This is a genomic window from Shewanella oncorhynchi (genome assembly GCF_012584455.1).
Classification (GTDB): Bacteria; Pseudomonadota; Gammaproteobacteria; order Enterobacterales; family Shewanellaceae; genus Shewanella; species Shewanella oncorhynchi.
Window position 1 is genome coordinate 56,768 of record NZ_JABAEB010000002.1, and the last position, 25,148, is coordinate 81,915.

19 protein-coding genes are annotated in these 25,148 nt (G+C 45.4%); 8 read left to right on the forward strand and 11 right to left on the reverse strand.

Annotation, left to right across the window (positions count from 1 at the left end):
* Window positions 1-142: 142 nt before the first annotated feature.
* On the reverse strand, window positions 143-943 hold the full coding sequence (gene phhA / locus HGO26_RS02645; RefSeq protein WP_168823149.1) for a phenylalanine 4-monooxygenase: 801 nt from the start codon (window positions 941-943) through the stop codon (window positions 143-145).
* A gap of 321 nt (window positions 944-1,264) precedes the next feature.
* Between phhA and galU the strand changes: the two genes are divergently transcribed.
* From galU to HGO26_RS02675, 6 genes are all read left to right on the forward strand, one after another.
* Window positions 1,265-2,173, forward strand: coding sequence for a UTP--glucose-1-phosphate uridylyltransferase GalU (gene galU / locus HGO26_RS02650; RefSeq protein WP_168823151.1), 909 nt, complete (start codon window positions 1,265-1,267; stop codon window positions 2,171-2,173).
* Entirely contained in the window at window positions 2,173-3,186 is a 1,014-nt protein-coding gene (galE, locus tag HGO26_RS02655) for a UDP-glucose 4-epimerase GalE (protein WP_028760579.1), read from the forward strand. Before galU ends, galE begins: the two co-directional genes overlap by 1 nt.
* A gap of 91 nt (window positions 3,187-3,277) precedes the next feature.
* Entirely contained in the window at window positions 3,278-3,760 is a 483-nt protein-coding gene (gene napF, locus HGO26_RS02660) for a ferredoxin-type protein NapF (protein ID WP_168823154.1), read from the forward strand.
* A gap of 111 nt (window positions 3,761-3,871) precedes the next feature.
* Window positions 3,872-4,321: a bactofilin family protein gene (locus HGO26_RS02665; protein WP_113938943.1), complete on the forward strand. Its 450-nt coding sequence runs from the start codon at window positions 3,872-3,874 to the stop codon at window positions 4,319-4,321.
* 318 nt (window positions 4,322-4,639) lie between these two features.
* Complete coding sequence (locus HGO26_RS02670; RefSeq protein WP_113938944.1) at window positions 4,640-5,614, forward strand: LysR family transcriptional regulator; 975 nt, start codon at window positions 4,640-4,642, stop codon at window positions 5,612-5,614.
* Between the two features lie 477 nt (window positions 5,615-6,091).
* Complete coding sequence (locus HGO26_RS02675) at window positions 6,092-8,389, forward strand: OmcA/MtrC family decaheme c-type cytochrome (protein ID WP_168823156.1); 2,298 nt, start codon at window positions 6,092-6,094, stop codon at window positions 8,387-8,389.
* A gap of 106 nt (window positions 8,390-8,495) precedes the next feature.
* Here HGO26_RS02675 and HGO26_RS02680 read toward each other — a convergent pair whose 3' ends face one another.
* The 8 genes from HGO26_RS02680 to HGO26_RS02715 form a co-directional block, all read right to left on the reverse strand.
* Window positions 8,496-9,179, reverse strand: coding sequence for a DUF2982 domain-containing protein (locus HGO26_RS02680; protein ID WP_168823158.1), 684 nt, complete (start codon window positions 9,177-9,179; stop codon window positions 8,496-8,498).
* A gap of 57 nt (window positions 9,180-9,236) precedes the next feature.
* The gene (locus tag HGO26_RS02685) at window positions 9,237-9,938 is read right to left on the reverse strand and encodes a YdcF family protein (protein WP_168823580.1); all 702 of its coding nucleotides are present in this window, start codon (window positions 9,936-9,938) and stop codon (window positions 9,237-9,239) included.
* A gap of 218 nt (window positions 9,939-10,156) precedes the next feature.
* On the reverse strand, window positions 10,157-11,086 hold the full coding sequence (gene mak / locus HGO26_RS02690; protein WP_168823159.1) for a fructokinase: 930 nt from the start codon (window positions 11,084-11,086) through the stop codon (window positions 10,157-10,159).
* Between the two features lie 61 nt (window positions 11,087-11,147).
* A complete protein-coding gene (gene cysQ / locus HGO26_RS02695) occupies window positions 11,148-11,954 on the reverse strand; it encodes a 3'(2'),5'-bisphosphate nucleotidase CysQ (protein WP_168823162.1) in 807 nt (268 codons plus the stop codon).
* A gap of 359 nt (window positions 11,955-12,313) precedes the next feature.
* A complete protein-coding gene (locus tag HGO26_RS02700) occupies window positions 12,314-13,486 on the reverse strand; it encodes an SDR family oxidoreductase (RefSeq protein WP_168823164.1) in 1,173 nt (390 codons plus the stop codon).
* Window positions 13,487-13,492: 6 nt separating this feature from the next.
* Complete coding sequence (locus HGO26_RS02705; protein ID WP_028760589.1) at window positions 13,493-14,257, reverse strand: phosphatase; 765 nt, start codon at window positions 14,255-14,257, stop codon at window positions 13,493-13,495.
* A 50-nt stretch (window positions 14,258-14,307) separates the two neighbouring features.
* Window positions 14,308-17,529 (reverse strand): DEAD/DEAH box helicase, encoded by a 3,222-nt coding sequence (locus HGO26_RS02710; protein ID WP_168823166.1) that lies wholly within the window; start codon window positions 17,527-17,529, stop codon window positions 14,308-14,310.
* A 262-nt stretch (window positions 17,530-17,791) separates the two neighbouring features.
* Window positions 17,792-19,666 (reverse strand): DUF885 domain-containing protein, encoded by a 1,875-nt coding sequence (locus HGO26_RS02715; RefSeq protein ID WP_168823168.1) that lies wholly within the window; start codon window positions 19,664-19,666, stop codon window positions 17,792-17,794.
* A 565-nt stretch (window positions 19,667-20,231) separates the two neighbouring features.
* Between HGO26_RS02715 and cspE the strand changes: the two genes are divergently transcribed.
* Window positions 20,232-20,441 carry a transcription antiterminator/RNA stability regulator CspE gene (gene cspE, locus HGO26_RS02720; protein ID WP_006080998.1) on the forward strand — a complete coding sequence of 70 codons (210 nt, stop codon included), beginning with the start codon at window positions 20,232-20,234 and terminating at the stop codon, window positions 20,439-20,441.
* 110 nt (window positions 20,442-20,551) lie between these two features.
* Here the strand turns inward: cspE and HGO26_RS02725 are convergent, their stop codons facing one another.
* Window positions 20,552-22,498 (reverse strand): monovalent cation:proton antiporter family protein, encoded by a 1,947-nt coding sequence (locus HGO26_RS02725; RefSeq protein WP_168823170.1) that lies wholly within the window; start codon window positions 22,496-22,498, stop codon window positions 20,552-20,554.
* Window positions 22,499-22,668: 170 nt separating this feature from the next.
* On the opposite strand from HGO26_RS02725, the gene dgcS reads away from it, so the two are divergent.
* Entirely contained in the window at window positions 22,669-23,559 is an 891-nt protein-coding gene (dgcS, locus tag HGO26_RS02730) for a diguanylate cyclase DgcS (RefSeq protein WP_105249714.1), read from the forward strand.
* Between the two features lie 140 nt (window positions 23,560-23,699).
* Here the strand turns inward: dgcS and tilS are convergent, their stop codons facing one another.
* A complete protein-coding gene (gene tilS / locus HGO26_RS02735; RefSeq protein WP_168823172.1) occupies window positions 23,700-25,139 on the reverse strand; it encodes a tRNA lysidine(34) synthetase TilS in 1,440 nt (479 codons plus the stop codon).
* Between the last annotated feature and the right edge of the window lie 9 nt (window positions 25,140-25,148).

Genomic DNA, 25,148 nt, shown 5'->3' on the forward strand with positions numbered 1-25,148 from the left:
TAGGGATATTCAGTTGCACTTTACTTATTACTTATTACTTATTACTTATTACTTATTACTTATTACTTATTAATTACTTAAATCACATAACTAAATTAGATGGCGACTCAAATGACACATCAAACTATCCATCGAATCGAGACTAGCTCGCCTTGGCTTTGGGAAGATATTTAGGAGCAAATAAACCTAACTGACGTGCCTTAGTGACATAACTCATGATGTCCATTTTGGCAATTTCATCAAGCATATCAATGTGCTCAATCACATAATAAATCGGCTGCATAATATCAATGCGATATGGGGTTCGTAGCACATTCAATAAATCAAAGGGCTGACGTTCTGGCACGTCACTTTCCATTGCATATAAAGTTTCACCAGGTGAGCTTAAAATACCGCCACCATAGATACACAAGGGGCCATCTTTAGGCTGTAGCAAGCCAAACTCGACCGTAAACCAGTATAAACGCGCTAAAAATACCCTTTCTTCTTTGCTGGCATTTAAACCTAATTGGCCATACATATGTGAAAAATTGGCAAATGAAGGGTTGGTGAGCAAAGGGCAGTGACCAAAAATTTCATGAAAAATATCAGGCTCTTGAAGGTAATCAAACTCTTCCTTACGGCGAATGAATGTCGCCACAGGAAACTCTTTATTGGCCAGTAGTTCAAAGAAACGGCCGAAGGAAATAAGCGCAGGTACGGCTGCCGTTTTCCAGCCGGTGGTCGCTTGCAATACAGTATCAATTTCAGTAAGTTGCGGAATACGATCCTTTGGCATAGCCAAGGCATCTAGCCCTTGCAAATACTCCTTACAGGCACGGCCAGGCAGGTTTATCGCTTGACGGGCATAAAGCTGGCTCCAAATCTCATGTTCTTCTTGCGGGTAGTTGATAAACCCTGTGTCATCAGCTCTGTGAGCGATGTACTCTGTTCCTTTCGTCATAGTCTTCACTTAATGGCTAGCGCTCATGGAACCATAGTGATCTAAGCCTTTAAATTTGTTAACTCCCTCACACTTTATTCTTGCACCACTACTGTGACGTAAACGTAAAGCAAATATTACAAGGGTATTAAAAACGCCATGCAAGTGCACATCACCCATGCTGGATTAGATGCACTGTGCTACCTTTGCTAAAACTTACGTCGACTTCGCTGTAAAAATACTTAAATATCCTAAGTTTTCAGCGTTTCTAAATAGCTTTTCTGTGCAGGTCATTTACAATATTGGCCATTAACCGCATCTCCTTGACCTAAAAGGTTCGCAATGAAACAACATCAAATTCGTAAAGCCGTTATTCCTGTCGCAGGCCTAGGCACTCGTATGCTTCCCGCGACCAAAGCAATTCCAAAGGAAATGTTACCTGTTGTCGATAAGCCATTGATTCAATATGTAGTCAGTGAAGCTATCGCGGCTGGGATCAAAGAAATTGTACTCGTGACCCACGCCAGTAAAAACTCTATCGAAAACCATTTCGATACCAGTTTCGAATTAGAAGCCCAATTAGAACGCCGCGTTAAACGTCAGTTACTTGAAGCCGTACAATCTATTTGTCCTAAAGATGTAACAGTGATCAGCGTGCGCCAATCTCAAGCTAAAGGCTTAGGTCATGCGATTTTGTGTGCTAAATCTGTCGTCGGCGATGCACCATTTGCCGTATTGCTACCTGATGTGATCATAGATGAAGCCAGCTGTGACCTTCGTAGCGATAACTTAGCCGCTATGGTTGCCCTGTTTGATGAAACCCAAGTCGGTCAAATCATGGTGGAAGGCGTGCCACATAACGTCGTCAACCAATACGGTATTGCCGATGTGAATGGTCATGATTTACAACCGGGTGAATCTGAGCCATTAGTCGAACTAGTTGAAAAACCCTCTGTAGATGAAGCTCCTTCTAATTTAGCCGTTGTAGGCCGTTATGTTTTACCAGCCAGCATTTGGCCACTACTGGCTAAAACCCCTGCGGGCGCAGGCGATGAAATTCAATTAACTGATGCGATTGCGATGTTAATGAAGCAAGAAACCGTAAATGCTTACTATATGGAAGGTAAGAGCCACGACTGTGGTAACAAGCAAGGTTATATGCGTGCTAACGTTGAATATGCCCTGCGCCACAGCGAAATCGGTGAAGATTTTGCGCACTATTTAAAAACCGTTGTAAAAGGAATTAAGTAATGACGATTTTAGTGACCGGTGGTGCTGGCTATATTGGCACCCACACAGTAGTAGAACTGCTCAATGCTGGTAATGATGTGATTGTATTGGACAACTTGTCTAATTCAAGCATAGAAGCCTTAAACCGAGTCGAGCGGATCACTGGTAAATCGGTTACTTTCTATCAAGGCGATATTCTCAATAAAGCGTTATTGCAGAAAGTGTTTAACGATCATGCTATTGATTCAGTTATCCACTTTGCAGGATTAAAAGCGGTGGGAGAATCCGTCGCAAAACCCCTGAAGTATTATGAGAATAACGTTACGGGTACGCTTATCCTTTGCCAAGTCATGGCAGAGTTTAAGGTAAAAAATCTCGTATTCAGCTCATCGGCAACTGTGTATGGCGATCCCGCAAGTTTACCGATCACCGAAGACTTCCCCACTGGGGCAACAAACCCTTATGGTCAGTCTAAGTTGATGGTTGAACATATACTGGCAGATGTACACAATGCCGATCCTAGCTGGAATATCGCCCGTCTGCGCTATTTTAATCCAGTTGGCGCCCATGCCAGTGGCTTAATCGGCGAAGATCCTAACGATATCCCTAACAACTTGATGCCCTTTATTGCGCAGGTTGCCGTGGGTAAACGCACCGCCTTAAGCGTGTTTGGTAATGATTATCCAACTCACGACGGTACCGGCGTGCGTGACTATATCCATGTCGTGGATTTAGCCAATGGTCATTTAAAAGCGCTTGCAAAATTGGCCACTAAACCTGGTCTAGTGACCTATAACTTAGGCACAGGCCAAGGATATAGTGTATTAGACATGGTTAAGGCCTTTGAAAAAGCCTGTGGTAACACTATTGCCTACCAAATTGCGCCACGTCGCCCAGGGGATATTGCCGCCTGCTACGCCGATCCAACCCACGCAAGGGAAGATCTTGGCTGGCAAGCGACTCATACCCTAGAAGATATGGCCAACAGTAGCTGGCATTGGCAATCAACCAATCCGAATGGTTATAACGGCTAATAACTTGAATGGCTTGTGGAAATCTCCCAAGCCATTTTTCTTTACCCTCTAAATACCATCGCTTTACAGCATTAACCACCCGAGGAGCAACATGACTCAAAGTATTAATCACAGCCGTCGCAGCCTCTTTCGCCGGCGTAAAGATAATGCGATAAGGCCGCCTTGGGTACGTGATGATATCGAGTTTACCGATGTGTGTACTCGTTGTTCCGCCTGTCTTGAGGTTTGTGAAACTCACATTATCATCAAAGGTGATGGCGGATTTCCTGAAGTCTCCTTTAAGGACAATGAGTGCACATTTTGTACTCTGTGTGCTAAAGCTTGCCCTGAAAATATTTTCGATTTGACTCAAGCACCTTGGCAATACCAAGCCCATATTCAAGAAAGCTGCTTAACCTTTCAAGGGATCTGGTGCCAAAGTTGTAAGGATGCCTGCGAACCAAGAGCCATCAGTTTTGTGCTCAGTATTGGTCAGGCTCCGAGCCCCAAAATAGACCTTGATCTTTGTACTGGATGCGGTGCCTGCGTAGCTCCTTGCCCTAGCAAAGCCATTGAGATAAAACGACCAACTTGATAGAACACTGTAATTGCATTAACACATGCAGAGCTGTGCTTCTCATGGATTTTAAGCTAGTATCGCGCCTCTGTTGAACTCAGTTAATCCCTTCTCGAATTAAGTTAATTTATGATGATGTTTGTAAAAAAACTGTTTTTCCCGCCTAAAAAAAGTACCTCTTTTAGCTTTATTGCTCGAGGCACTAAACTCACGGGAAATATCGAATTAACAGGCGACGTGCTTGTTGGCGGTGATATCCAAGGTCAGCTGCTTTCTGAGGCCAATATCACCATAGAACAAGGCGGTATAATTCAAGGTGAAGTAAAGTGCCATGAATTTATCGTCGATGGGCACTTCAAAGGCAGACTTATTTGTGAGCGTTTAGTGATCCAACGTAATGGTGTTGTCGACGGCGAAGTGGCAAGTACCTCAATGCAAATCCTTGAGGGTGGCCAATTTATCGGGATGCGGATTAAAGAAGATGCACCAACCATTTATTCCCATGCAATAGGCCATACCCCAACAGCAGATCCACTCAACTTACCGTCCGTGCAAAACGACGTCATAGAATCTCGTTAATCCAAAATGCATCACTATCGTTTGCTCGCCGCCTTAGGTGAGCAGACTTTGACTCACTCTTTTAGCTCAATCATTCCTTATCGCTCGATGTTAAACATAGCGCCTACTCACCTAACTCCCCCCAACTCTCCTCTTTACAATGGTTAAATAATTGTTATTTTGCCGAGAGGGATCACAGTTAATCCGCATGCTGAATGTTAATCTTAGTAGTTAGTACCCATGATATTTGATCGCGGTGGTTCGGGTAATCGCAAGGACACAGAACTCCCCTAATAGCACCGCAAAAACATTTAAGACTCATACAGGGCAAAATACAAAATGAGCAACTTATTACTAAAACAGATCTGTGAACTCGATGTTTTTACCTTGCTTGTATTTAAAAGTATTTTCGACACTGGACACGCAAATAGCGCGGCCAAAGCGCTAGATGTTTCTGCCCCCAAAATAAGCCGCTGCCTCAATGCATTACGCCTAACCTTTAACGATGAACTATTTTATCGTCGTCAACAGGGGCTTAAACCGACGCCTTTAGCAGAAAGTCTCTATGTTGCTATTTGCCAGTTTACTGAATCGGTTTATCACCTCGAACAATCTGCAATCCAGATACAAAATGCGGCCATCAATACCGACTTACCGCTGCATATCGCTGCTTGTAATGGCCTGCTAAGCTTTTTAGCGCCTCAGTTAAGTACTCCTGAACTTGCCCAAAAGCTAGGACAAATACGCTTACATAAATGGCAGGAAAATAGCGCTGAGTTGATCCACGCAGGTGCGCTTGATTTTGGGATTACGTTTGAAAGTGCTGAAAATAAAGAATTAAGTTACACCAAACTTGGCTCAATCAATGGCATTTATATCGTTGCAGCCAAGCAACATCCGCTTTGGGACGTTGAGACAAATATTACCTTAGAGCAAATTTGTCGCCATCCGTTTCTATTTCAAGAACTCAAGGGCTTTAACAGTAAAATCGATCCCTTAGAATTATTTTGCCAGCGCCAAGGTATCTTACTGCCTACCGTAGAGAAAGTGATAGACAGGGAGGAATGGTATGCCCATCTATTAACCATGAAGAGTGTGGCTTTTTGTTCTAGCATTGATATGCACACAGTTAAACATATGCCCGGATTACATCTCGAGCGCCTTAGCGACACAGAGCTTAATAGACTCCACGAAACGATGATGGCGCCACATTATTATCTGATTGAGAAACCTGCAGTTCATCGGCGTTACAGCCAAAGCCAGTGTGATCTCGTCGTGCGCTCCTTACTTGCCGCACTCGAACCAGCACACTAATACAAAAATAGATTACACACTAAGTTCATCAACCTAGCTTACGTCATGGATGTTAAGTGGGTTAAGTGGGTTTACTGGGCTATGGCTTCTATTTATCCAAGGCACAATTCAATCACTTTAAAATTCCATATCGTCCCCCTATCCTCGCTCTCTTATCCCATTGCTTTTGTGCTCAAAACCTTAAGATAACGACTTAAGATTCAGGCTCTCTTAACATCGTTCATTTTGCTTAACCGAAAATGAATTCATCATTTCGACCTAAGTTTAAAGATTGAAATTGTGATACACATCATAGGCTAGCAGCTTAATTTCGCTATTTAAAATATCAAAATGCAAAGTTTAGAATTACCATTCACGGGTGTTAAATCATCGTTCACATATCAGATACAAATTTGCAAATACCACTTTATAAGTAGATGAATCCTCCTATATTAGAGGCACTGCACACGCAGTCTTATAGATAGAAAAAGGGACGCGATGATGAAAAACTACAATAAATCTCTACTGGCACTGGCTCTCGTCAGTACCTTAAGTCTTACCGCCTGCGGGGACGGAAGCGATGGTCAAGATGGGGCACCTGGCACACCAGGTACACCCGGAACACCAGGCACTCCCGGAACACCAGGTACACCCGGAGCCCCTGCGGGTTCCTTCGCAACGACAGCTCAATCCATTACAGATCTGGCATTCACGTTAAGTCCTGCTGACATTAAAGTGACCAGCAGTGAAGGCTTCAGTGTTAAATTTACTGTTACGGGTAAAAATGCAGGCAAAGTAGTCCCATTCAAAGGACTGGATAAAATTGCAATTTATTCTTTAACAGCAAATGAAAACACCTCAGGTACTGGCGCGCCGATTGAGTGGCAAAATAATGCCACGGCAAATGCCGCTGGCACTTCGTTAACTTGTACTCTAAACGGCCTGAACGGAACTAAAAACGCTTGTACTTTAACCGAAGATACAGCGACGCCAGGCACTTACACAGCAACTTGGACTTATGGTGGCGCAGCGCCAATCATTAATCCAAATGATAATCCAAACGCAGTACACAGAGTCTTTTTACGTGCTTACAACATCGCCGATAGTACTGGTGTTGTCCTATCTGACAAGATTTTGTCTGTACCCGTTGATTTTATCCCTGCAACAGATGAATTAGGTGTATCGGGTAAAGACACAGTATCTAGTGCGGCATGTAAAAACTGTCACGGTGAAGTAGACGGCCATATCGCGAAGATTGAAGCCCACCATAACTACCAAGATGTTAAAAACTGTGTAACTTGCCATAACCCTGATCTCGTTCCAAGTGACGCACAACTGGCCGAAGGTTGGGTATTTGATTTTGCTCCCATGATCCATAGGATCCACGCAGGTCATCACATCAGTGACAGCTTAAGTGGCGAAGCAAAAGAATATTTCGGTGAAGTTGGTTTCCCATCTGATTTGAAAGAATGTAAATCTTGTCATGATGGTGCACCAAGTTATAACACCAATATTTATGCACAAGCTTGTGTGGGTTGTCATATCAATGTGAACTTCACCACTGGCGAAAACCATTCAGAATTTGGTTTAGCCCAAGCTGATGATACTCAATGTAAATCTTGCCATGGCAGCGGTAGCTTAACACCTGAAGCTGTACACAGTGTCGGTAAACGCGCTGAGTATGCAAGCCTATTCAAAGTTGACTTTACCAGTGCTGCAGTAGTGACTTCAGCAGCACCTGGAATGAAAACATTGACATTAAAAGCCAATGTGACCATGAATGGCGCTGCAATTCCTAACGGAACCGATTTAAAAGTGTATAACGCGACAACTAACCCTACTGGTATGTTTGTGGCTAACGGCTTATTACTGGGTAACGTAACCACTGATGGTACTGTTTATGCTTGGAGAGATGTCAAACCAACAGCAATCGCTCTTAAGCTTGAAAATGGTACGCTGGCCGATGGTGTATTAACCTTCGTAAAAGATATTCCCGATGCCCAAGCTGTAGGTACTATCTACGTCAGTTCAGAAGCCAACGTCTGTATCAAAGCAGGTAAAGTGAGTAGCTGTAATGCCACAGGACTTGAATTTGGCCCAACAAATCCAATTGGTAACACTGCTCCTGTTAAATTCTATAGCTTAGATGCTTCTGCAGTAGTTAAAGCTCGAATGACAGATCCTGCTCGAATTACCGTAGAAGAAGCAAAATGTAACGCCTGTCACGGCACCTTAGATTATATCAAGGGCACCAGACACGGAACTTACACTTTTGATCAATGTATGAACTGTCACAACGATACAACAGGTGCATCAGGCCATAAAACAGTGGTTTCTAAAGGTGAAGACGGTAGCAAAGTCATTAATCCAGAAGTCACTTTCAATAACAAAGACTTATTCACCGTCGCTCACCGTTTCCACAGTGGTAACTTTGATGTTATCGCAGGGATCTTCCGCGATGCAAATGGTGAATTAGTCGGTTATCCATCACCAGAAACTGCATGTTCTGCATGTCACAAAGATGATGCAAAACTGTTTGCGACTGACGGTGGTTTAGCCTCTGAGAAACGTTCAATCAAAGTGGGTAGCAACTACATTAGCCCAGTAGCTGAATCATGCCGTAGCTGTCACGCTCACTCTGATGCAGCGGCTGTCGCTCACTTTAGAAGCAACGGTGCTGTGGTTGAAGCTGACGCAATGACAGATCCTAACTTACCAGTAGAATCTTGCGCAACTTGTCATGCTGAAGGTAAAACCTACGGTGTAGATAAGGTACACGCAGAGGTAGCACACTAGTACCTTTGGGTTGCCCCTGCACAACCCAAACTTTATCTCTGCAACTCATTGGGGACCCTAGGGTCCCCTTTTTTATTGCTGATGATCTTCAATTGAGATTGTAGATTTAATCAGCTGAGCGGCTACATTGTGCAATACGTTGTCTAAGTAACTTAATAAAGTCCTTAGGTTCCCTATCTAAACTGTCATGGGGAATATACAAGTGATACCCTAAACGCGTATCTAACATCACGCAGCGATGCCCAAACATAGCCAATACGCCACGATAACGATCCCCTTCTATCACTAAAGGGCCAAACTCAGCGCCGAGATAAGTTTCTAAAGTCGCTAAGTCTGCATCTTGAGAGGCAGCCGTCACCAGCAAAGGTCGCTGTTCAGTTAATAATCCTGTTGCTAGACGCAGGGAAATATTATCGAGAATGGGATTTAAATGTTTCAGTTTAATGCCTAAATAAGATAACTCTATAGTATCTAAACCATTAGTCACCCGCGGAATATCGACCCGCTGAATATTATCCCAATCGATAGCCACTTTGCCGCGGCGATGAAAATAGGTCAGCCCCTTGTCATCTAGTGCTAGAGTCGTTTCCGGCTCATACACCTTGGCTAAACCGAGAATTAATGAAATCGCGCCCAAACTAAAAAACATCAAACCAACAGCAAACAAGGCCGGCCACGTCAGAAACAGTCCCAAACCCAGCACCAGACTTAAGCCTCCCAGCCAAGTTAAGGTTAACCCATTTCGTTTCGATAAAGGACGCACAGATACTATTTCTGACTCAATTGTCATTGTTCATCTTCCTGTTAAAACTCACTATCTTTAGACTGAACTTGGCAAACCACACCTTTAACTTACGGCCTTTATCCATAACCTCAAACGGCCAATGTATTCGTGAATCGCCCGTTGAGAAGCCACTAAATTATCGGCAGTTAATCGCCACCAAAAATCATCTCGGCCAATAAAATCCGTTGGGGCAGCATCGGGGTGTAAGCCTTTAGTGGCGAAAATAGCCATCGCCCTTGGCATATGAGTGGCCGATGTGACTAAGCGAAAGGGCTCCTCCCCTAACTCCCACTTTAAGTATTGCGCTTCTTCTATCGTATCGCGCGCCAGTGGAAATTGAATAATTCGGCTTTTATCAACACCTAGCTCTATCGCGGCTTTAGCCATCATTTCAGCATGGGAAAATTGAGTGAGTTCACCGCCCCAGCCGCTGACGATCAACATACACTCTTGACCCAACTTAAGTTGCCGAATTCCTTCAGTTAACCTTGTAAGGGCGACGTCCGATAAGGATTGCACCGCAGTCGCTCCCGCTATATCAGCATGCCCTGAACCTAATACCATCACAAAACAAGCGCCTGTGATGGGCGTGGAATTAATCGGGTAAGCTGATTCTAACGGCCGCACTAAGGTATTTACACTCAGTTGACTGCTTAAAAACAGTAAGAGAAAAAAAGCGCAGGATACTAAGTATTTCGCCATACTGCGACGGCGCCATACTAGAAAAGAAATCAGTAATAACAATAGGATAAAGGGAATCGGCATCATCCCCTGTGAAACAACTTTCTTAACCCAAAACATGATGTCCATGCCAAGCAATCCAAAGGAGCGCAATCATAGCATCAAAATACGGGGGGAATACATCGCACATAAAGCTAGCCCAGCGTTTTACTGGGCTATTGTTTACAAGACTCTGATATCACTAGACGTTGATTTCATAGCGTAATGAGTTCACTGGTGGAGTTTATATCCTCAATAATGGATCACTTTTCCCACAACCAAGCGGCACCGCGCACTCCCGATGAACAACCGTATAGATTCTGCACCACAGGCGTATGACACTCACGTCCCACCACATAATGGGCCAGCAATGCCGGTAATCTTGGGTAAATCGCCGCAACATTCGACATTCCACCGCCCAACACTATGGCATCGGGATCGAGCATATTGATCACATGGGCGAGTGAACGAGCGAGTCTATCCATATAACGATCAAATGCAGCAACCGCAATGGCGTCACCTTTATCGACTAACAACATAATATCGGCACCTGATTTGGCAGGAGCACGCACTGTACCCGCTGCCGTCAAAGCCGCATTATAATCACGCACAAAGCCAGTACCTGAAATAAAGGTCTCGATACAATCGGGATTGCCACAGAAACATCGGGTGGTATTGAACTCTTCCTTGGTCATCCAAGGCAAAGGATTATGACCCCATTCACCGCCGATACCATTACCACCACCGTGAACTTTGCCGTTAATTGCCACACCCGCGCCGCAGCCAGTACCAATAATCACGCCAAACACCACAGAAGCGCCAGCGGCTGCGCCAGCGGCTGCCCCATCGACCGCCTCTGATACCGCAAAACAGTTTGCATCATTGGCAACCCGCACTTCACGCTGCAATAATTCCCCTAAATGTACATCGAGGGGCTGACCATTGATCCACGTCGAATTAGCATTTTTGACTAAACCTGAATAGGGCGATACCACACCTGGAATACCCACGCCGACAGTGCCTTTCTCGCCAAGAGTCGCTTCCGCTTCCTTAACTAAATCAACCACCGCAGCAAGCGTGCCCTGATAGTCACGTGGCGTCGTCACACGTTTGCGAAATAGCTCATTGCCCTCATCACTCAGTGCGACTAATTCTATTTTTGTTCCGCCTAAATCGACGCCCATGCGCATCATGAATTACTACTCCAGTGTTTAGCTTGCCCTTTCATCAAGTGAGATTGATTCTAGGCAATCGTTATTTTACCCAGCTAGGAGCTGTGGCAATAAAGTAAGGGTTTAAAATGTCAGGTTTTTGATTATAAGTTAATGGTTCACCTGAGTCATAACAGACAACTGTGCCGCCTGCACTTTCGAGCACAGCTTGCGCCGCTGCGGTATCCCACTCACTGGTAGGACCCAGTCTGGGGTACAGATCGGCACTGCCTTCTGCCAACATACAAAACTTAAGCGAACTCCCTACGCTTAAGATGTCATGCTCACCAAACTGTTGTAAATATTGCGCTAAGCCAGGGCTCAAGTGCGAGCGACTGCCGACAATCATCGGCATTTCGCGTGGCGTGTTGGCGCCCAATAAGGGGCTCTCTTGACCCGCTTGTTGGCGCCACGCACCTAAATGTTTAGCGCCGTAATAATACGTATCGAGCACAGGCGCATATACCACACCTGCGATAGCAACTCCTTGATGGATAAGTGCAATATTGACGGTAAACTCGCCATTGCGCTTAATAAATTCCTTAGTGCCATCTAAAGGATCAATCAACCAATAGGTTTGCCATTGACGACGCACGTCCCACGCGATATCCGCCGCTTCCTCAGACATAATAGGAATACCGACAAACTGCTTTGCCAATGCCGCCACTATCACGTGGTGCGCGGCTAAATCGGCGGCCGTCACAGGGCTATCGTCCCCCTTATGGCTCACCAAAAAGTCATCTTGACCATAAACCGTCATAATGGCATCGCCTGCCGCTTTGGCAATCGCGACCACTTGCTGTAGATCTTGTTTGGTCAATGTCTGCGCTATTGTCGTCTTGTCTGTCACTGAAACTTCCTTAATGCATTAAATATCTTGGCATTATGCCATTGTCATCCAAGGGAAATTTAGAACAAATTCATCATACATCAAGCAAAATAGACTAAGACTCACGGCTTAAACCGCGGTGCACAAAACCACAGATACACAAAGTGATTACGATACTAAGGCAAGCCATTGGCGCTGAGAAGAGGCTTAAGTCCAGCTGCATTCGTATTCACAGCCTATGTTTTCATATTGATAGTCTACATTTGTCGCTTAAATCTGATTATTGGCGGGCTTATTGTTTTCGAAAGCGTTAATCACTGCGATGACGTAAACGCTTAACGCCTGATTAAAACGGCCTAAAAACCCAAATGTGAGTCACGTTAATTGTCGTCATAATAGCGTCGCAACATGCAATTCAGTTGCTGACGCCAATCTTGCCATACGACGTTATCAGGCATAAACAGTGCGGTATTGACAGCCAAAGCGGACTGCACTTTGGCACTATTCAACACGCTATAACTCGGTCTTTTTGCCAAACTCACGCCGCGATTTAATGCTTGTTTAGCATAGTGAGCGCTGGTAATCGGCTGGATAACTACTGGCAGACTTAACAGATTGAGCGCTAGGGCTTGTCGCTGGATTTCACAGGCAAATTCATACCAACTGCATTGGCCTTGGGCGCTGTAATGAAATACGCCCGAGCACTGTTGCATGACTAATTGCCAAATCACCTTAGCGAGTGCATCACTCCACGTCGGACAGCCGATTTGATCGACTATCACCTGCAATCTTGGTTGAGTGCGCATCAAGTTCAGCATGGTTTGGACAAAATTATGCCCATCTTGACCGTAGAGCCATGAGGTACGCACAATCGTTGCATCCTCGCCCAGAATCGCCAATACCTTCTGCTCGCCGAGCAACTTACTCGTACCGTAAGCAGACAACGGCTCGGGAGCATCAAGTTCAACAAATGGCCTTGGTACATGAACTTGGTTTGGATTTGGGTTTGGGTTTGAATTTGAAGCTGAGTCAGGGTTTTGATGCTGTTTAACGCCACTTTCTCTAGCATCACCCACTGCACGTTCAGCTGCATGAGCAATCTCGCAAACAGCATGACCACCAAACACATAATCGCTCGACACATGCAGTAGGCGCGCCCCCGACAGCCAACATTGCTGCGCCAATAACTCAGGGCCGAGTGCATTCACGCGATTGGCTTCGATTGCATCATGCTCAGCAGCGTCGACCGCATTATAGGCCGCACAATTGATCACCCAGCTTGGTCGATATTGAGTAAACACTGCGGCAATATTGGCGGCATCGGTAATGTCTAACTGACTGCGACTTAGCACATAAAGCTTAATTGGCGCGACTGAGTTTGTACTTGTGCTGGTATTTGGGGCTAGCTCACCAATATCGGCAGCGACTCTCAGCAAGGCCTGAGCGAGCTGACTCTTCGCACCAGTGATTAACACCACTTGAGGAGTGTTAGCGTCTGTGGCACTCGCCGCCCCGCATTGAAGTGGCGTCACTTTAGTCGCCACTATTTTCATCACTAATCAACAGCATGGCTCATCGTCACTGAATAAGGGGATCAAATCAGCAACGGTTTCATGGCCACGGGCGGCTAAAAAGGCTAAGAGTGCTGAAGGACTACGATTGAGTAATCGTGATGGCGGATAAGCCACTTCATCGATAATCGCTTGCGCCCGCGCAAAACCGCCTAAGCTAAAAGCCACATGGGAATCAGAGCCCATAACTAAAATCGTGCCAAATTCCTTGGCCGCTTTGGCAATCGCAGTGCAATTGGCTTCGCTGCCCTTACGGGACACTTCAAAGGAGGAATTGTTAATTTCGAGCGCCACACCGTATTCGGCAGCGGCGCGGGCAACAGCTTCAATATCAATCGGATAGGCTGGATTACCTGGATGAGTAATGATATCAACCTTGCCGCTCTTAATCGCATTAATCATGGCCTCTGTGTGAGTCGCTTTATCTGACGGAGGATAGACGGGCTCATGAAATCCTGCGAGCACAATATCGAGCTGCTTTAAATAATCACCAAAGAAATCAATCTCGCCGTCGATATTTTTGATATTAGCTTCGATACCCCGCAAAATCCCGACGCCATCAACCATACGTGGCAAAACTCTTAAATTCACAAAGTGCCAAAAATGCGGCGCATCGGCCATCGCAGGCCCATGATCTGTGGTGGCAAATAGGCGAATCCCCTTCTGCTTTGCCACCGCTAAGTAGTCATGAATCGTGCTATAAGCATGGCTCGAAGCCACAGTATGGGTATGAGTGTCGACTTGGTACTGCATGGTTCACCTCAGTCAAATGATTCAATCAATTTAGGAAAACTGGCCACAATTTAGCTAAAAAGCGATAACAGTTCATCGGCACTTCCTTGCCATGTGCCCTTGCCTTTACCTTCGAGAATACTGTCCGCCAGACTTTGCTTATGCTGCTGCATTTCTTGGATTTTTTCTTCTACTGTACCTTCTGCAATCAGCTTATAGACAAAAACGGGCTTATCTTGGCCGATACGATGGGCTCTATCCGTAGCCTGTTTTTCCGCCGCAGGATTCCACCAGGGATCATAGTGGATCACAGTATCCGCCGCGGTGAGATTGAGCCCAGTGCCGCCCGCTTTTAAGCTGATTAAGAACACAGGCGTATCGCCCTCTTGGAACTTATCTATCTGCGCTTGGCGCAGGCGAGTTTGTCCTGTGAGCTTACTGTAATCGAGCCCCAAGTCCACCAGCTCAGCTTCAATCAAGCTGAGCATGCTAGTGAACTGGCTGAAGATCAATATCTTACGCCCCTCTTGCACCATTTCTGGTAAGTTCTGCTTCAGCCAGTCTAACTTAGCATTATTCTTCACTTTCTGCGCTTGCTCTAACTTCACCAAGCGCGGATCACAGCAGGCTTGGCGTAACTTAAGTAAGGCATCGAGAAACTCGATATGACTGCTACCAACGCCTTGAGTGGCAAATAAATCCCGCAGTTTTTTCTCCATCACTAGTCGAATACTCTCGTAGAGATTACGCTGATCTTTTTCTAACTCTAAGCTCTGGGAGATTTCGGTTTTAGGGGGTAATTCACCGACCACTTCATCTTTGGTTCGGCGCAACACAAAAGGCGCAATCCGTTGACTCAAGATTTGCGCTTGCTCCATATCGCCATAACGTTCAATTTTGTGCCTAAAGGATTTGTTAAAGAAGGCATTCGTGCCGAGTAGTCCGGGCAAACAAAAATCCATCAAAGACTTAAGTTCGCCCAAATGATTTTCAAGTGGCGTACCCGACAGGCACAATCTAAATGGCGCTTTAAGATCTTTAATCACTTGAGTCACTTTCGCCTGCGCATTTTTAATCTGCTGCGCTTCATCCAGCACGATATGTTCAAACACCTGCCGTTGATAATAGTCACTGTCGCGCACGATCAGCGGATAGGTCGTAACCACAATATCAAACTCATTTAAGCGTTCGAGCAAAGGCTTACGCAAGGCGCCATGAATGACGACAAGCTTTAACGATGGCGCAAATTTCGCGGCTTCTTTCGCCCAATTGCCCACCAAGCTCGTTGGGCAAATAATTAAACTCGGTGAACAACTTGCCACCGTGGATTTTAGTTCTTGCTGCTTAAGTAAAAAAGCCAAGGTTTGAATGGTTTTCCCCAGCCCCATATCATCGGCTAAAATACCGCCAAGCTGATATTCCTTTAAGAAACAGAGCCAATTCAACCCTTGCTGTTGATACTGGCGTAACTCAGCATTTAAGTTGTCTGGGACTGCGACCTCTAACACGCCGTTAAAATTTTCGAGCTTAGTCGCTAAACTGCGCACTCGTTCACCATTAAGCAAACGAATATCACTGTCGGCAAAATCATTTAATAAGTGGGCACGGTATTTAGGCAAAGACACGCTGTTGCCTTTGTGGCTATCGAACAGTTCTAAAATAATGCTGATCAGCGGCTTAATCACGCTGGCTTTGACTTTTAACCAATCACCATTTGGGCTGGGTAACAGCAGTTCTGCATCATCGGCGGGCTCACCGTACTGCTTAAGCCAAGTGGCAATTAAGGGCAGCATAGGCACTATTTGACCATCGATGTCAGCATTCAGTGACAGAGAAAACCACCCCTCTTGCGTATCATCCAGCTCAATCGCCAGCGGAGTATCAATGACATTTAAGCTGAAATTGTCGGCAAAATGCACTTGGTAACCTAAAGCCTCTAGCGCCGGGATTTCCTGTTGAATAAAGTGCAACCAAGCATCAATCGTTTCAGGCAATGAACCTAACCCCCAAATGCTGACATAGCTGCCACTGTTTGGGATAAAAGAAGGCGCAAGCTCCACCAGTTCCAATGCCATCAAACGATTAATCGCATCCATTTCCGCATCGAGTTGACGCGCGACTTGATAGGTTTTGCCTTGATGAGTGACTAAGGACAAGGGCTCGTCGGGATATTGGCCGCCGAGCACCACGTCTTGATAGACAAATTCCAGCAGCACTAATGGCTGCGCCATAGCAAACTCAGGTAAATCCTGCGATGTTAAGGTCAACCTAACTTGAAGCGGCACTTGCAGCTCGACAAAATCAATCAAAGCAGGCGTAGGTACAGTTTTCGCCGAAAAATGCTTAATCAGTTTGTGGCTCACCAGTTCAATCTGTGAGCTAGGCACTGGCGGCATCTGACTGAGTAATAACAGCTTTTCAACACTGATCTCTGTGTCCAATGCGCCAACTTTAAAATAATCTAAATCGATATAAGTCGGTGGCTCACAGGGGATCAGCTCCCAATTGTCTTTATTGGGCAGCCTTAACTGCATTTGTTTATGCTCGGCATCCTTATCTAGCCAAATGAATTCAGGCTTGCTCGCTTCACCTCGGGTGAGCGGTAAACGACTCTCCTCCCAAAAACACCGCCCAGTGACGAGCATTTTTTCCAGTGCCATGGCACCTAACTGAGCTTTAAGATACAGGCGAGAGGCACCATGGCGACGAGTTGACATGATGAGATTGATGATGAGCACGTCTTCAGCGCCAATCCAAGCGGGCATGTAATATTGCACGTCGGATAAAGCGATTTTCGAGCCTTTGTTATAGCCACCATTCTTCGCCAACTTGCCTTTTCTTAGCTCAAGAAAGACACAGTTATCATCTTTAGATAACACGTACAGCACGCGATCGTCGTAGAGTAAATCAACATTTGAAACCGTGAGATCATCACTTTCGTCTAGCAGATGTAACCACTGGGCAATACGTTGATCTTCAACGGTTCTATCACTCAGTAAACTGTAAAGTACGGCAGCAATATGTTTGCAATGCCCAGTGGCGGGACATGAACAGAAGCCATTCATGATCAACTTATGGTTCATGCTGACAAGGCGAATATCCTGCCGATAGGGCTGGGATTCTGTCCCCATGACACGACCTTCAATATGACGAAAATCGGCGTTCGCTTTGGCGCTCAACACCCGTCCCTTCATCACATAATCACGGGCGCGCATTAAGGTTGGCGGCGTGAATAATGACTCAATCGTGGTTCGAGTCAATTGGATAGGATCTTGGGGGGAAAAGCGATTCATGTAAAAACCTTGAAACTAAAAATATCAACTCCGAGCAATAGCAAGCCATTGCCGCGCGACATTTATCAATAAGTTGTGTGGGATTGTATTGAAAGCCTTGGCCGAAAGCCAGAATGATAGCCTCTATCGATAAACCCACCCTGCCTGCAAGATAAGAGAACACACTTATTCGCAGACAGGGTATGGGTCTCATCCAGAGAAAAGTCATTGATAAGTAATACTTTATTATCAATTACTGAGCATTAACTGTTACAACCAAATGCTAAACTTTCGCTTTAGCGTCTGTGGCTTTGGCCTCAGCATTTTTTGTATCAGCACTTTTTTTATCAGCAATGTAGCGATCGACTAATGTTTCTAAGATATCCAAAGGAACTGCACCATTCTTCAGAACTACATCGTGGAAATCCCTGAGATCGAACTTATCACCTAAGGCCAACTTGGCTTTTTCGCGCAGTTCGAGAATTTTCATCATGCCGACTTTATAAGCCGTCGCTTGACCTGGCATAACGATATAACGCTCAATCTCAGCCGTGACATCACGATCGGACATGCCAGTATTTTTCTTCATATAGTCAATCGCTTGCTCGCGAGTCCAACGACTATGATGAATACCCGTGTCCACCACTAGACGCACAGCGCGGAACAACTCAGCCTGCAGACGACCGATATTATCAAAGGGATCCTTTTGAAAACCGAGCTCCCACGCCAAACGTTCGCTATATAAAGCCCAACCTTCAATGTACGCCGTAAAAGGCGCCATCTTACGAATAAGTGGCATACCTTCTAACTCCATCGCCACTGCAATTTGGAAATGATGCCCAGGGATCCCCTCGTGGTAGGCTAAAGTGCGCATACCGTATTTAGGCGTGGCCTTGATGTCATATAAATTGGCATAGAAACGCCCTGGACGACTACCGTCAATCGCGGGCTGCTGATAATAGGCACCTGGCGCTGTTTTCTCTTTAAACTCAGGAATACGCACCACTTCCATGCCCGCTTCGGGTCGAATACGAAAGGCATCACCGAGTCCCGCATTCACTTCATCAAGAATATGTTGATAATCAACCAAAATTTGCGCCCTACCCGCATCGCTATCCTCGTAGTAAAACTTAGGATCGGCGGCTAATGCTTCAATCGCGACCGAGAAACCTTGGCTCACATCGTAACCTTCAGCGGCTAAAATAGTCATGATTTCATTTTGAATGCGATCTACCTCAGCGACCCCTTTGGCATGGATTTCGTCCGCAGTGTAATTAGTGGTCGTAAAGAACTTCAGCAATTGCTCATAGGCAAGGTTGCCATTTGGCAGCGCCCAATAACCATCATCCGTCCCAGCTTTGGCTTGTAGCTGGGTAAGGTAGTCGATAAATAATTGATACGCTGGATGCACGTAACCTTTAATGTCCGCTTCCGCCGCTGCCAATAACCGTGCTTGCTCATCGGCACTGATATCCGTGTCAGCCAATTTGGTTTTAAATGAACTGTATAGGATATTGTCTTGAATCGGCGTTGCGACAAACTCATTCATCTCGGTCAGAACACGCTCAATCACAAACTTTGGCGGGATAATCCCCTTAGCCTCACGAATTTTTAAGCCTTCGAGAGTTTGAGCAAACTTAAGTTTCACCTTTTGTAAACGCGACAGATAGTTTTCAGCATCGCCCACAGAATGCACTTGGTGCTGCGCCTGCATAAAGCTGGGATAACCGTTTTGCACGCCAAACAACTGATTCAGCGGATAGTTATGGTAACGATACGGCTCAGAGATCAGCGCAAAATCTGCAAGATATAGGGCGATATCCTTGGAGATACGTTGATTTTCATCTAAATCCGCATCGGAATAGCTCAATAGGGTTTCACGCAGATCTCGCACTTGCGCGAAAGTCTTATCCATCGCCTCAGGACTATCGTCATCCAACTCTGCGTTATGGCCTGTAATCCCTACCGATTCCAAGAATCCCAATGAAGTCAAGGTCTCTGGGCTTTCGAAAGCCATCTTGACCACACTTCGATCTAAAAACGCGCGAAAGAAAAACGGCTTTTTCGCAAACCATTCATGGGCGGCCAGCGCCACTAATAACAGCACTAAGACTAAGCTGCCGAGTCCAATCCGTTTTAGTACTGTTTTCAACGTCATTCTCCATTCTTATTATATTCAATCTAAAGTTATCGCCCTGAATCCATAGCTCAAGCACGTTTTTATTGAATGACGAGAATACCATCAACCACAAATAAGCAACAATTCAATAACGTAACAGATCGTGACAGAATTCTTACTTAAGCATACAAGCCGCATTTAAACCTAATGGAACGGATTGAAAGGTTAATCGCAAGTCAGTCGTGGCAAACATAAAAAAAATCCACACTAGATAATAATCAAAAATAAAATATAACCAATTGAATATTAAGAGCTACATCTAAGTTCGCACTCAATAAATCGCAAAAAAGTAGTTTCGAGATGAGAGGTATTTAAAAATAAAACTATACAAACCCCTAGAGTATGTTAATCTGCACTCCGGCCTGTGATTCAGACCTATTTATAAGCAATATTATGTATTTGAAAACCTTCGCTACGCCTGTAATATTTTTTTTGCTGTCATGAAGCTTTCCACTCATAACTTATCATCAATGTAAATAATTCTATTTCTGGCTAACATACCGCATAATTGCGAATTATTTGTTTGAAAATTTTGGAGACATTCATGTCTAAAACTACTGGTGTAGTTAAATGGTTTAACGAAGATAAAGGTTTTGGTTTTATTTCTCCTGACAATGGTGGCGCTGACGCATTCGTTCATTTCCGCGCAATCGTTTCAGAAGGCTTTAAAACTCTTGCTGAAGGTCAAAAGGTTTCTTTTGACATCGAACAAGGCCAAAAAGGTCCTCAAGCTGCGAACGTAGTTATTCTGTAATTAGACTTTGTCTAATTTAAGTTAACAAGTTCCAGACAAAAATGCCGACACTATGTCGGCATTTTTATATCTGCATTTTCATCCATCTCAAAAGAGTGAACCTCAGGCCTTTAGCCATGTAAGAGCTTAGCCTCAGCTTTCTCAAGTCGTCGTGGTTTACCCACTATCAGTAAGATATCCCCTGCACGAAAAACCCAGTCCTGCTCAGGATGTTCCACTTCAGCGCCATTGCGACGAATCGCCCTTAGCTCTACTTTCAGTGTTTCCCACAGGATATCGGCAACGGTTTTACCAATCGCATCAGCCCCACGCGGTAATGCCACCGCATGCAATGACTCTAAAGTAAAATCAGTTTCTGTGCCGGAAAAGAAGCCGTGTAAAAATTGATAATGATTGCGCCGCTCAGATTCTAGCCGTTTTAGGATCCGTGCCAATGGCACACCACATTGGTGTAATACCTGCGATACTAACATCAAGCTCCCCTCTAAAGACTCAGGGATCACTTGATTAGCTCCCGCCTTTTTAAGCAAGTCTAGATCGCTGTCGTCTTTGGTTCTAACTAAAATTTTAGACTCTGGTGCCAATAACTTACATAAAGGTAAGACTTCTTCTAAACTACGTGACTCACAAAAAGTGATAACGATCATCTTGGCCTGTTTAACGCCCATTTGTTTTAAAATTGCCCGTTTACACACATCACCGAAATAAATAGGTTCGCCCGCACGACGCGCTTCAGTGACGCGCGTTGGATCGAGATCCAATACCAGATAAGGTACAGCTTCAGTTTTTAAAAAACGGGCAATGGTTTGTCCTACTCGGCCGTAACCAAAAATCATCACCAGCTCATGATCATCCATCATCAATGGCACAGCTTCATCCACATGCTTTGCCTGACGGATCCCCAGCGCCCACTTAGCAATATCCACACTATGACGAACTAACCAAGGAGCTATTGCCATGGAAAGCACGGCGACCATGACTAATATGGTACTGATCTCATTATTTAAAAGTTGATAGTTGACCGCTAAAGCCAATACCACAAAACTGAACTCCCCCACTTGAGCTAAGCTCATAGCCGTACTCATCGCAATTCGAAAAGGCTCACCTACTAATCTTAAAATGCCATGAATGATCAGCGCCTTACCTAGAACAACCGCCACTAAGATCAGCAGTATCTGCCACCAAAAACGCATCACTAAGGTAAAGTCCAGCATCATGCCAATGGAGATGAAAAACAGCCCCATCAATAGATCGCGAAACGGCCGTATATCCGCCTCAAGTTGGCGGCGATACTGGCTTTCTCCCAGCAGCATACCCGCCATAAATGCCCCCAGCGCCATAGATAATCCTAGCCACTGAGTAAAAGCCCCTGTGACAAGCGCAACGACTAAGGTCGATAATACAAACAGCTCATTGGAGCGAGAACGCGCAACCTCATCAAATATCCGCGGCAACGCCCACTTACCAAACGCCATTAAGAGGAAAAAGGCCAATATGCCTTTGAGCAAGGCAAAAGCGATATCCGCGACCATCAAAGGTTCGCCGCCATTGGCCAGTAATGGCAATAGGATCAACAACGGCACAACCGCTAAATCTTGGAACAAAAGCACGCTGACGGAGAGTTCGCCGTGACGGCGCCTCAGCCATCCCTGTTCATTGAGTAATTTGAGGACAATAGCAGTAGATGACAACGCGATGGCAGCACCGATAACCAAGGCTTCAACCCAATTCAGGCCGCACAATAGGGCCACGCCCATAGTCAACAGGGTCGTGATCACCATCTGCGCACTGCCTAAGCCAAATACAGTCCGGCGCATGGCCCACAGCCGCGGCACAGAGAACTCTAAGCCTAAGGTAAACATTAGCAGCACAACGCCAAGCTCGGCAACAGATTGCATTTGATGCTGGGTAAACCAGTGAAAACCACTTGGGCCACTCACAACCCCTGTGAGTAAATAAGCCAGAATTGCGGGTAGGCCCAAACGGCGCAGCACAGCAATGGCCACAATGGCAATCACGAGCATAAGTAATACTTGGATTAAAAAGCTATGTTCCATTGGGGCTATGACTCCTGTCAAAATGCTGACGTGTCAAAAAATCTAACGCTGAGTTTTAAGCTTAACTGAATGACTAACAAAGACAAATTTTATTAACAAATATTGCGGCACGGTATTTGCTTAGACTAGGTTAGAGATGTATCGCACTAACATTTGCTGGAGTGATGATTATGGACTTTGGCCTAGCGACCGAGCTGTATCCCGACGAATATCGCTATCAAACAGAACATTATAGTCCCAATGATAATCCATTGGACTTGATACAAGTGATCCAACAACTGCACGCCAGTTTAGATCCTAGGACAGTCTTTGCCTGCTATGGCAAAGTGCTGGGACAACACTTGCCGATCCAAGGCGTGCGCTTAACCTATGGCGAGCACAAATTCAGCTGGGGCAAACGTTATGGTATCAGCGTCAAACGACAGCTCATGTGTGCAGGAATGCCATTAACGATTCAGTACCAACTGGTGACGCCATTTACGCCATCACAAACCTCAAACTTACAGGATATTGAACCGCTGTTATTGCAACCTTTATTAAATGCGTTGCAATATCAAGAAATGTCGATGCAAGCTATGTTTGACTCGCTCACTGGCTTAGGCAATCGCCATTATTACAGTCAGAGTCTCAGTAATGCGACCGCCAGAGCCCATCGAAAACAAGGAGCAGTCGCTCTCATAGTGCTCGATCTTGATAACTTTAAACAACTTAATGATAAATTCGGCCATAAATGTGGTGACTATATTCTGAAGGAATTTGGTGACATCATTCGTGCAACCATACGCAACACAGATCAAGCCTTCCGGATTGGTGGTGATGAATTCGTCATTATTGTCCAAGGCAATATTCATGCGGCTGGCTTGTTATGTGAACGGATTGTCTCGGTAATCAATCAGCACAGTAGTTTCAATCAATTTGGGGTGAGCTGTAGTTTAGGGGCGGCAGAATCACACGATACCATTGAAGCCGAACAACTTTATGAACTTGCCGATAAGGCGCTTTATCAAGCCAAAGCCGCCGGACGTAACTGCTATAAACTCAGCCAAAATCAATTAGTTTAACACGCGCAGGGATGCCAAATGAAATGCGATAACTCACTCGCAGCGCGTACCCCATAAAGGTCTAAATCAAACTGACGCGCTGCGTTCCACTCTCCTCTCGCTTTCCTAGAACACACCAATATTCCAAGATTAACTCTCGACTAGAATTCCTTTGCTTCCTCAACAAACACCTGTAAACCAAGTCCATTCGACTCAACAATAAAGCCCTTTTCAACCCACAGTCCAATTGCCATCACCAGTTGCTCACCATAAAACACAAACCCCACCTTTTCGCGTACCCAAGGCGGAATGGCAAACTCTTGCCACAGTTTCTTTAATTCTCGCCCCTTACCCCGAGAATGCGGGTGGCAGCGAAATTGTCCCGCAAGTTGATAACGCACACTAACGACTTCATCAGGCCAAGGTAAACGGACTCTGGGACCTTGCTTTGTCACTATCAGCCTAATCTGCTCACCATTCGCTAAGCCCGCAGGCGACACGACTAATTCGGTACTATCTCCCTGTAATAAAGAAATAAAGTCATGCTGTGGTAAGGTCCAACTCACAGGCTGAGTGTGACGTTTGTGAGTTTGATACTTGAATAAATAGACTTGATTAGCAAAGCGGCGGATTTCACACTCACCCACTCGAATATGCACTTTAGCATCGTCTTTCGCGTTAAGAAGCTGAGTGATGATTTGCTTAAGCTGCACCTTTGAGGGCAAAGCAAAACCTTGAGATTCAATAAAGCCACGTAAGAGTAACGCTTGCCAGTCGACTGACTGCTCGGCAAAACCATCGAGCTTGAATACACTTTGAGTATGGTAAGGCGCTTGGGTTAACCATAAAGGTAAACGTTCACTCACCTGTAAATCCAGCGTCGCCTGTTGTTCGGCGCACAATGCCGCACTGCGACGCGCAGTTGTCGCAATACTCGGCCAACGCGCTTTTAAGCGGGGAATGATTTCTAAGCGTAAAAAATTTCGATCGTACTTATCGTCTTGATTACTTTCATCTTCGATATGCACTAAGCCCTGCTGTTTTGCGTAGGCTTCAATTTTCTCACGGCTGATATCCAATAACGGCCGCAGTTGTTTGCCTTGTGCGAATGCTTGTACTTGTCCCATGGCCGCCAATCCTTTTGGTCCTTGTCCACGTTTCAGCGCCAGTAAGATAGTCTCAAGCTGATCGTCTTCATGGTGAGCCGTCAGCAACACATCATTGGCACTTAAATGCCGCTCAATCGCCTGATAACGCACTTTTCGCGCTTCAGCTTCAAGGCTCAATCTTGGCCCACGATTAACCGTGACTCGCTCAACCGTCACGGGTAGGTCGTAATACTGGCCCCGCTCAAGGCAATGCTGTGCCCAAGCCTCAGCGTTATCGCTTAGGCCATGGTGTACATACACTAGCTGATAATTAAACTCCGGATGTTGCCGTGCAAACTGGCTTAAACCAAAGGCCAAGACTTCGGAATCAACCCCACCACTGTAAGCCAGTACTAACTTGCTGTCAGGCGCTAAGGATTGCGCAGCCAGAAAATCACAGATATGCGCGCTGAGATCGCCAGCAGTCAATGCTTCGTCAAACTTAGCCGACATAAGTTAACT

Bases quoted from the DNA above. Each gene is read 5' to 3' on its own strand.
- phhA (WP_168823149.1), bottom strand. From the start codon at position 943: ATGACGAAAGGAACAGAGTACATCGCTCACAGAGCTGATGACACAGGG.
- mak (WP_168823159.1), bottom strand. From the start codon at position 11,086: ATGATGCGCATGGGCGTCGATTTAGGCGGAACAAAAATAGAATTAGTC.
- galE (WP_028760579.1), top strand. From the start codon at position 2,173: ATGACGATTTTAGTGACCGGTGGTGCTGGCTATATTGGCACCCACACA.
- HGO26_RS02670 (WP_113938944.1), top strand. From the start codon at position 4,640: ATGAGCAACTTATTACTAAAACAGATCTGTGAACTCGATGTTTTTACC.
- napF (WP_168823154.1), top strand. From the start codon at position 3,278: ATGACTCAAAGTATTAATCACAGCCGTCGCAGCCTCTTTCGCCGGCGT.
- HGO26_RS02710 (WP_168823166.1), bottom strand. From the start codon at position 17,529: ATGAATCGCTTTTCCCCCCAAGATCCTATCCAATTGACTCGAACCACG.
- tilS (WP_168823172.1), bottom strand. From the start codon at position 25,139: ATGTCGGCTAAGTTTGACGAAGCATTGACTGCTGGCGATCTCAGCGCG.
- HGO26_RS02665 (WP_113938943.1), top strand. From the start codon at position 3,872: ATGATGATGTTTGTAAAAAAACTGTTTTTCCCGCCTAAAAAAAGTACC.
- HGO26_RS02705 (WP_028760589.1), bottom strand. From the start codon at position 14,257: ATGCAGTACCAAGTCGACACTCATACCCATACTGTGGCTTCGAGCCAT.
- galU (WP_168823151.1), top strand. From the start codon at position 1,265: ATGAAACAACATCAAATTCGTAAAGCCGTTATTCCTGTCGCAGGCCTA.
- HGO26_RS02675 (WP_168823156.1), top strand. From the start codon at position 6,092: ATGATGAAAAACTACAATAAATCTCTACTGGCACTGGCTCTCGTCAGT.
- dgcS (WP_105249714.1), top strand. From the start codon at position 22,669: ATGGACTTTGGCCTAGCGACCGAGCTGTATCCCGACGAATATCGCTAT.
- HGO26_RS02725 (WP_168823170.1), bottom strand. From the start codon at position 22,498: ATGGAACATAGCTTTTTAATCCAAGTATTACTTATGCTCGTGATTGCC.
- cspE (WP_006080998.1), top strand. From the start codon at position 20,232: ATGTCTAAAACTACTGGTGTAGTTAAATGGTTTAACGAAGATAAAGGT.
- HGO26_RS02715 (WP_168823168.1), bottom strand. From the start codon at position 19,666: ATGACGTTGAAAACAGTACTAAAACGGATTGGACTCGGCAGCTTAGTC.
- HGO26_RS02685 (WP_168823580.1), bottom strand. From the start codon at position 9,938: ATGCCGATTCCCTTTATCCTATTGTTATTACTGATTTCTTTTCTAGTA.
- HGO26_RS02680 (WP_168823158.1), bottom strand. From the start codon at position 9,179: ATGACAATTGAGTCAGAAATAGTATCTGTGCGTCCTTTATCGAAACGA.
- HGO26_RS02700 (WP_168823164.1), bottom strand. From the start codon at position 13,486: ATGAAAATAGTGGCGACTAAAGTGACGCCACTTCAATGCGGGGCGGCG.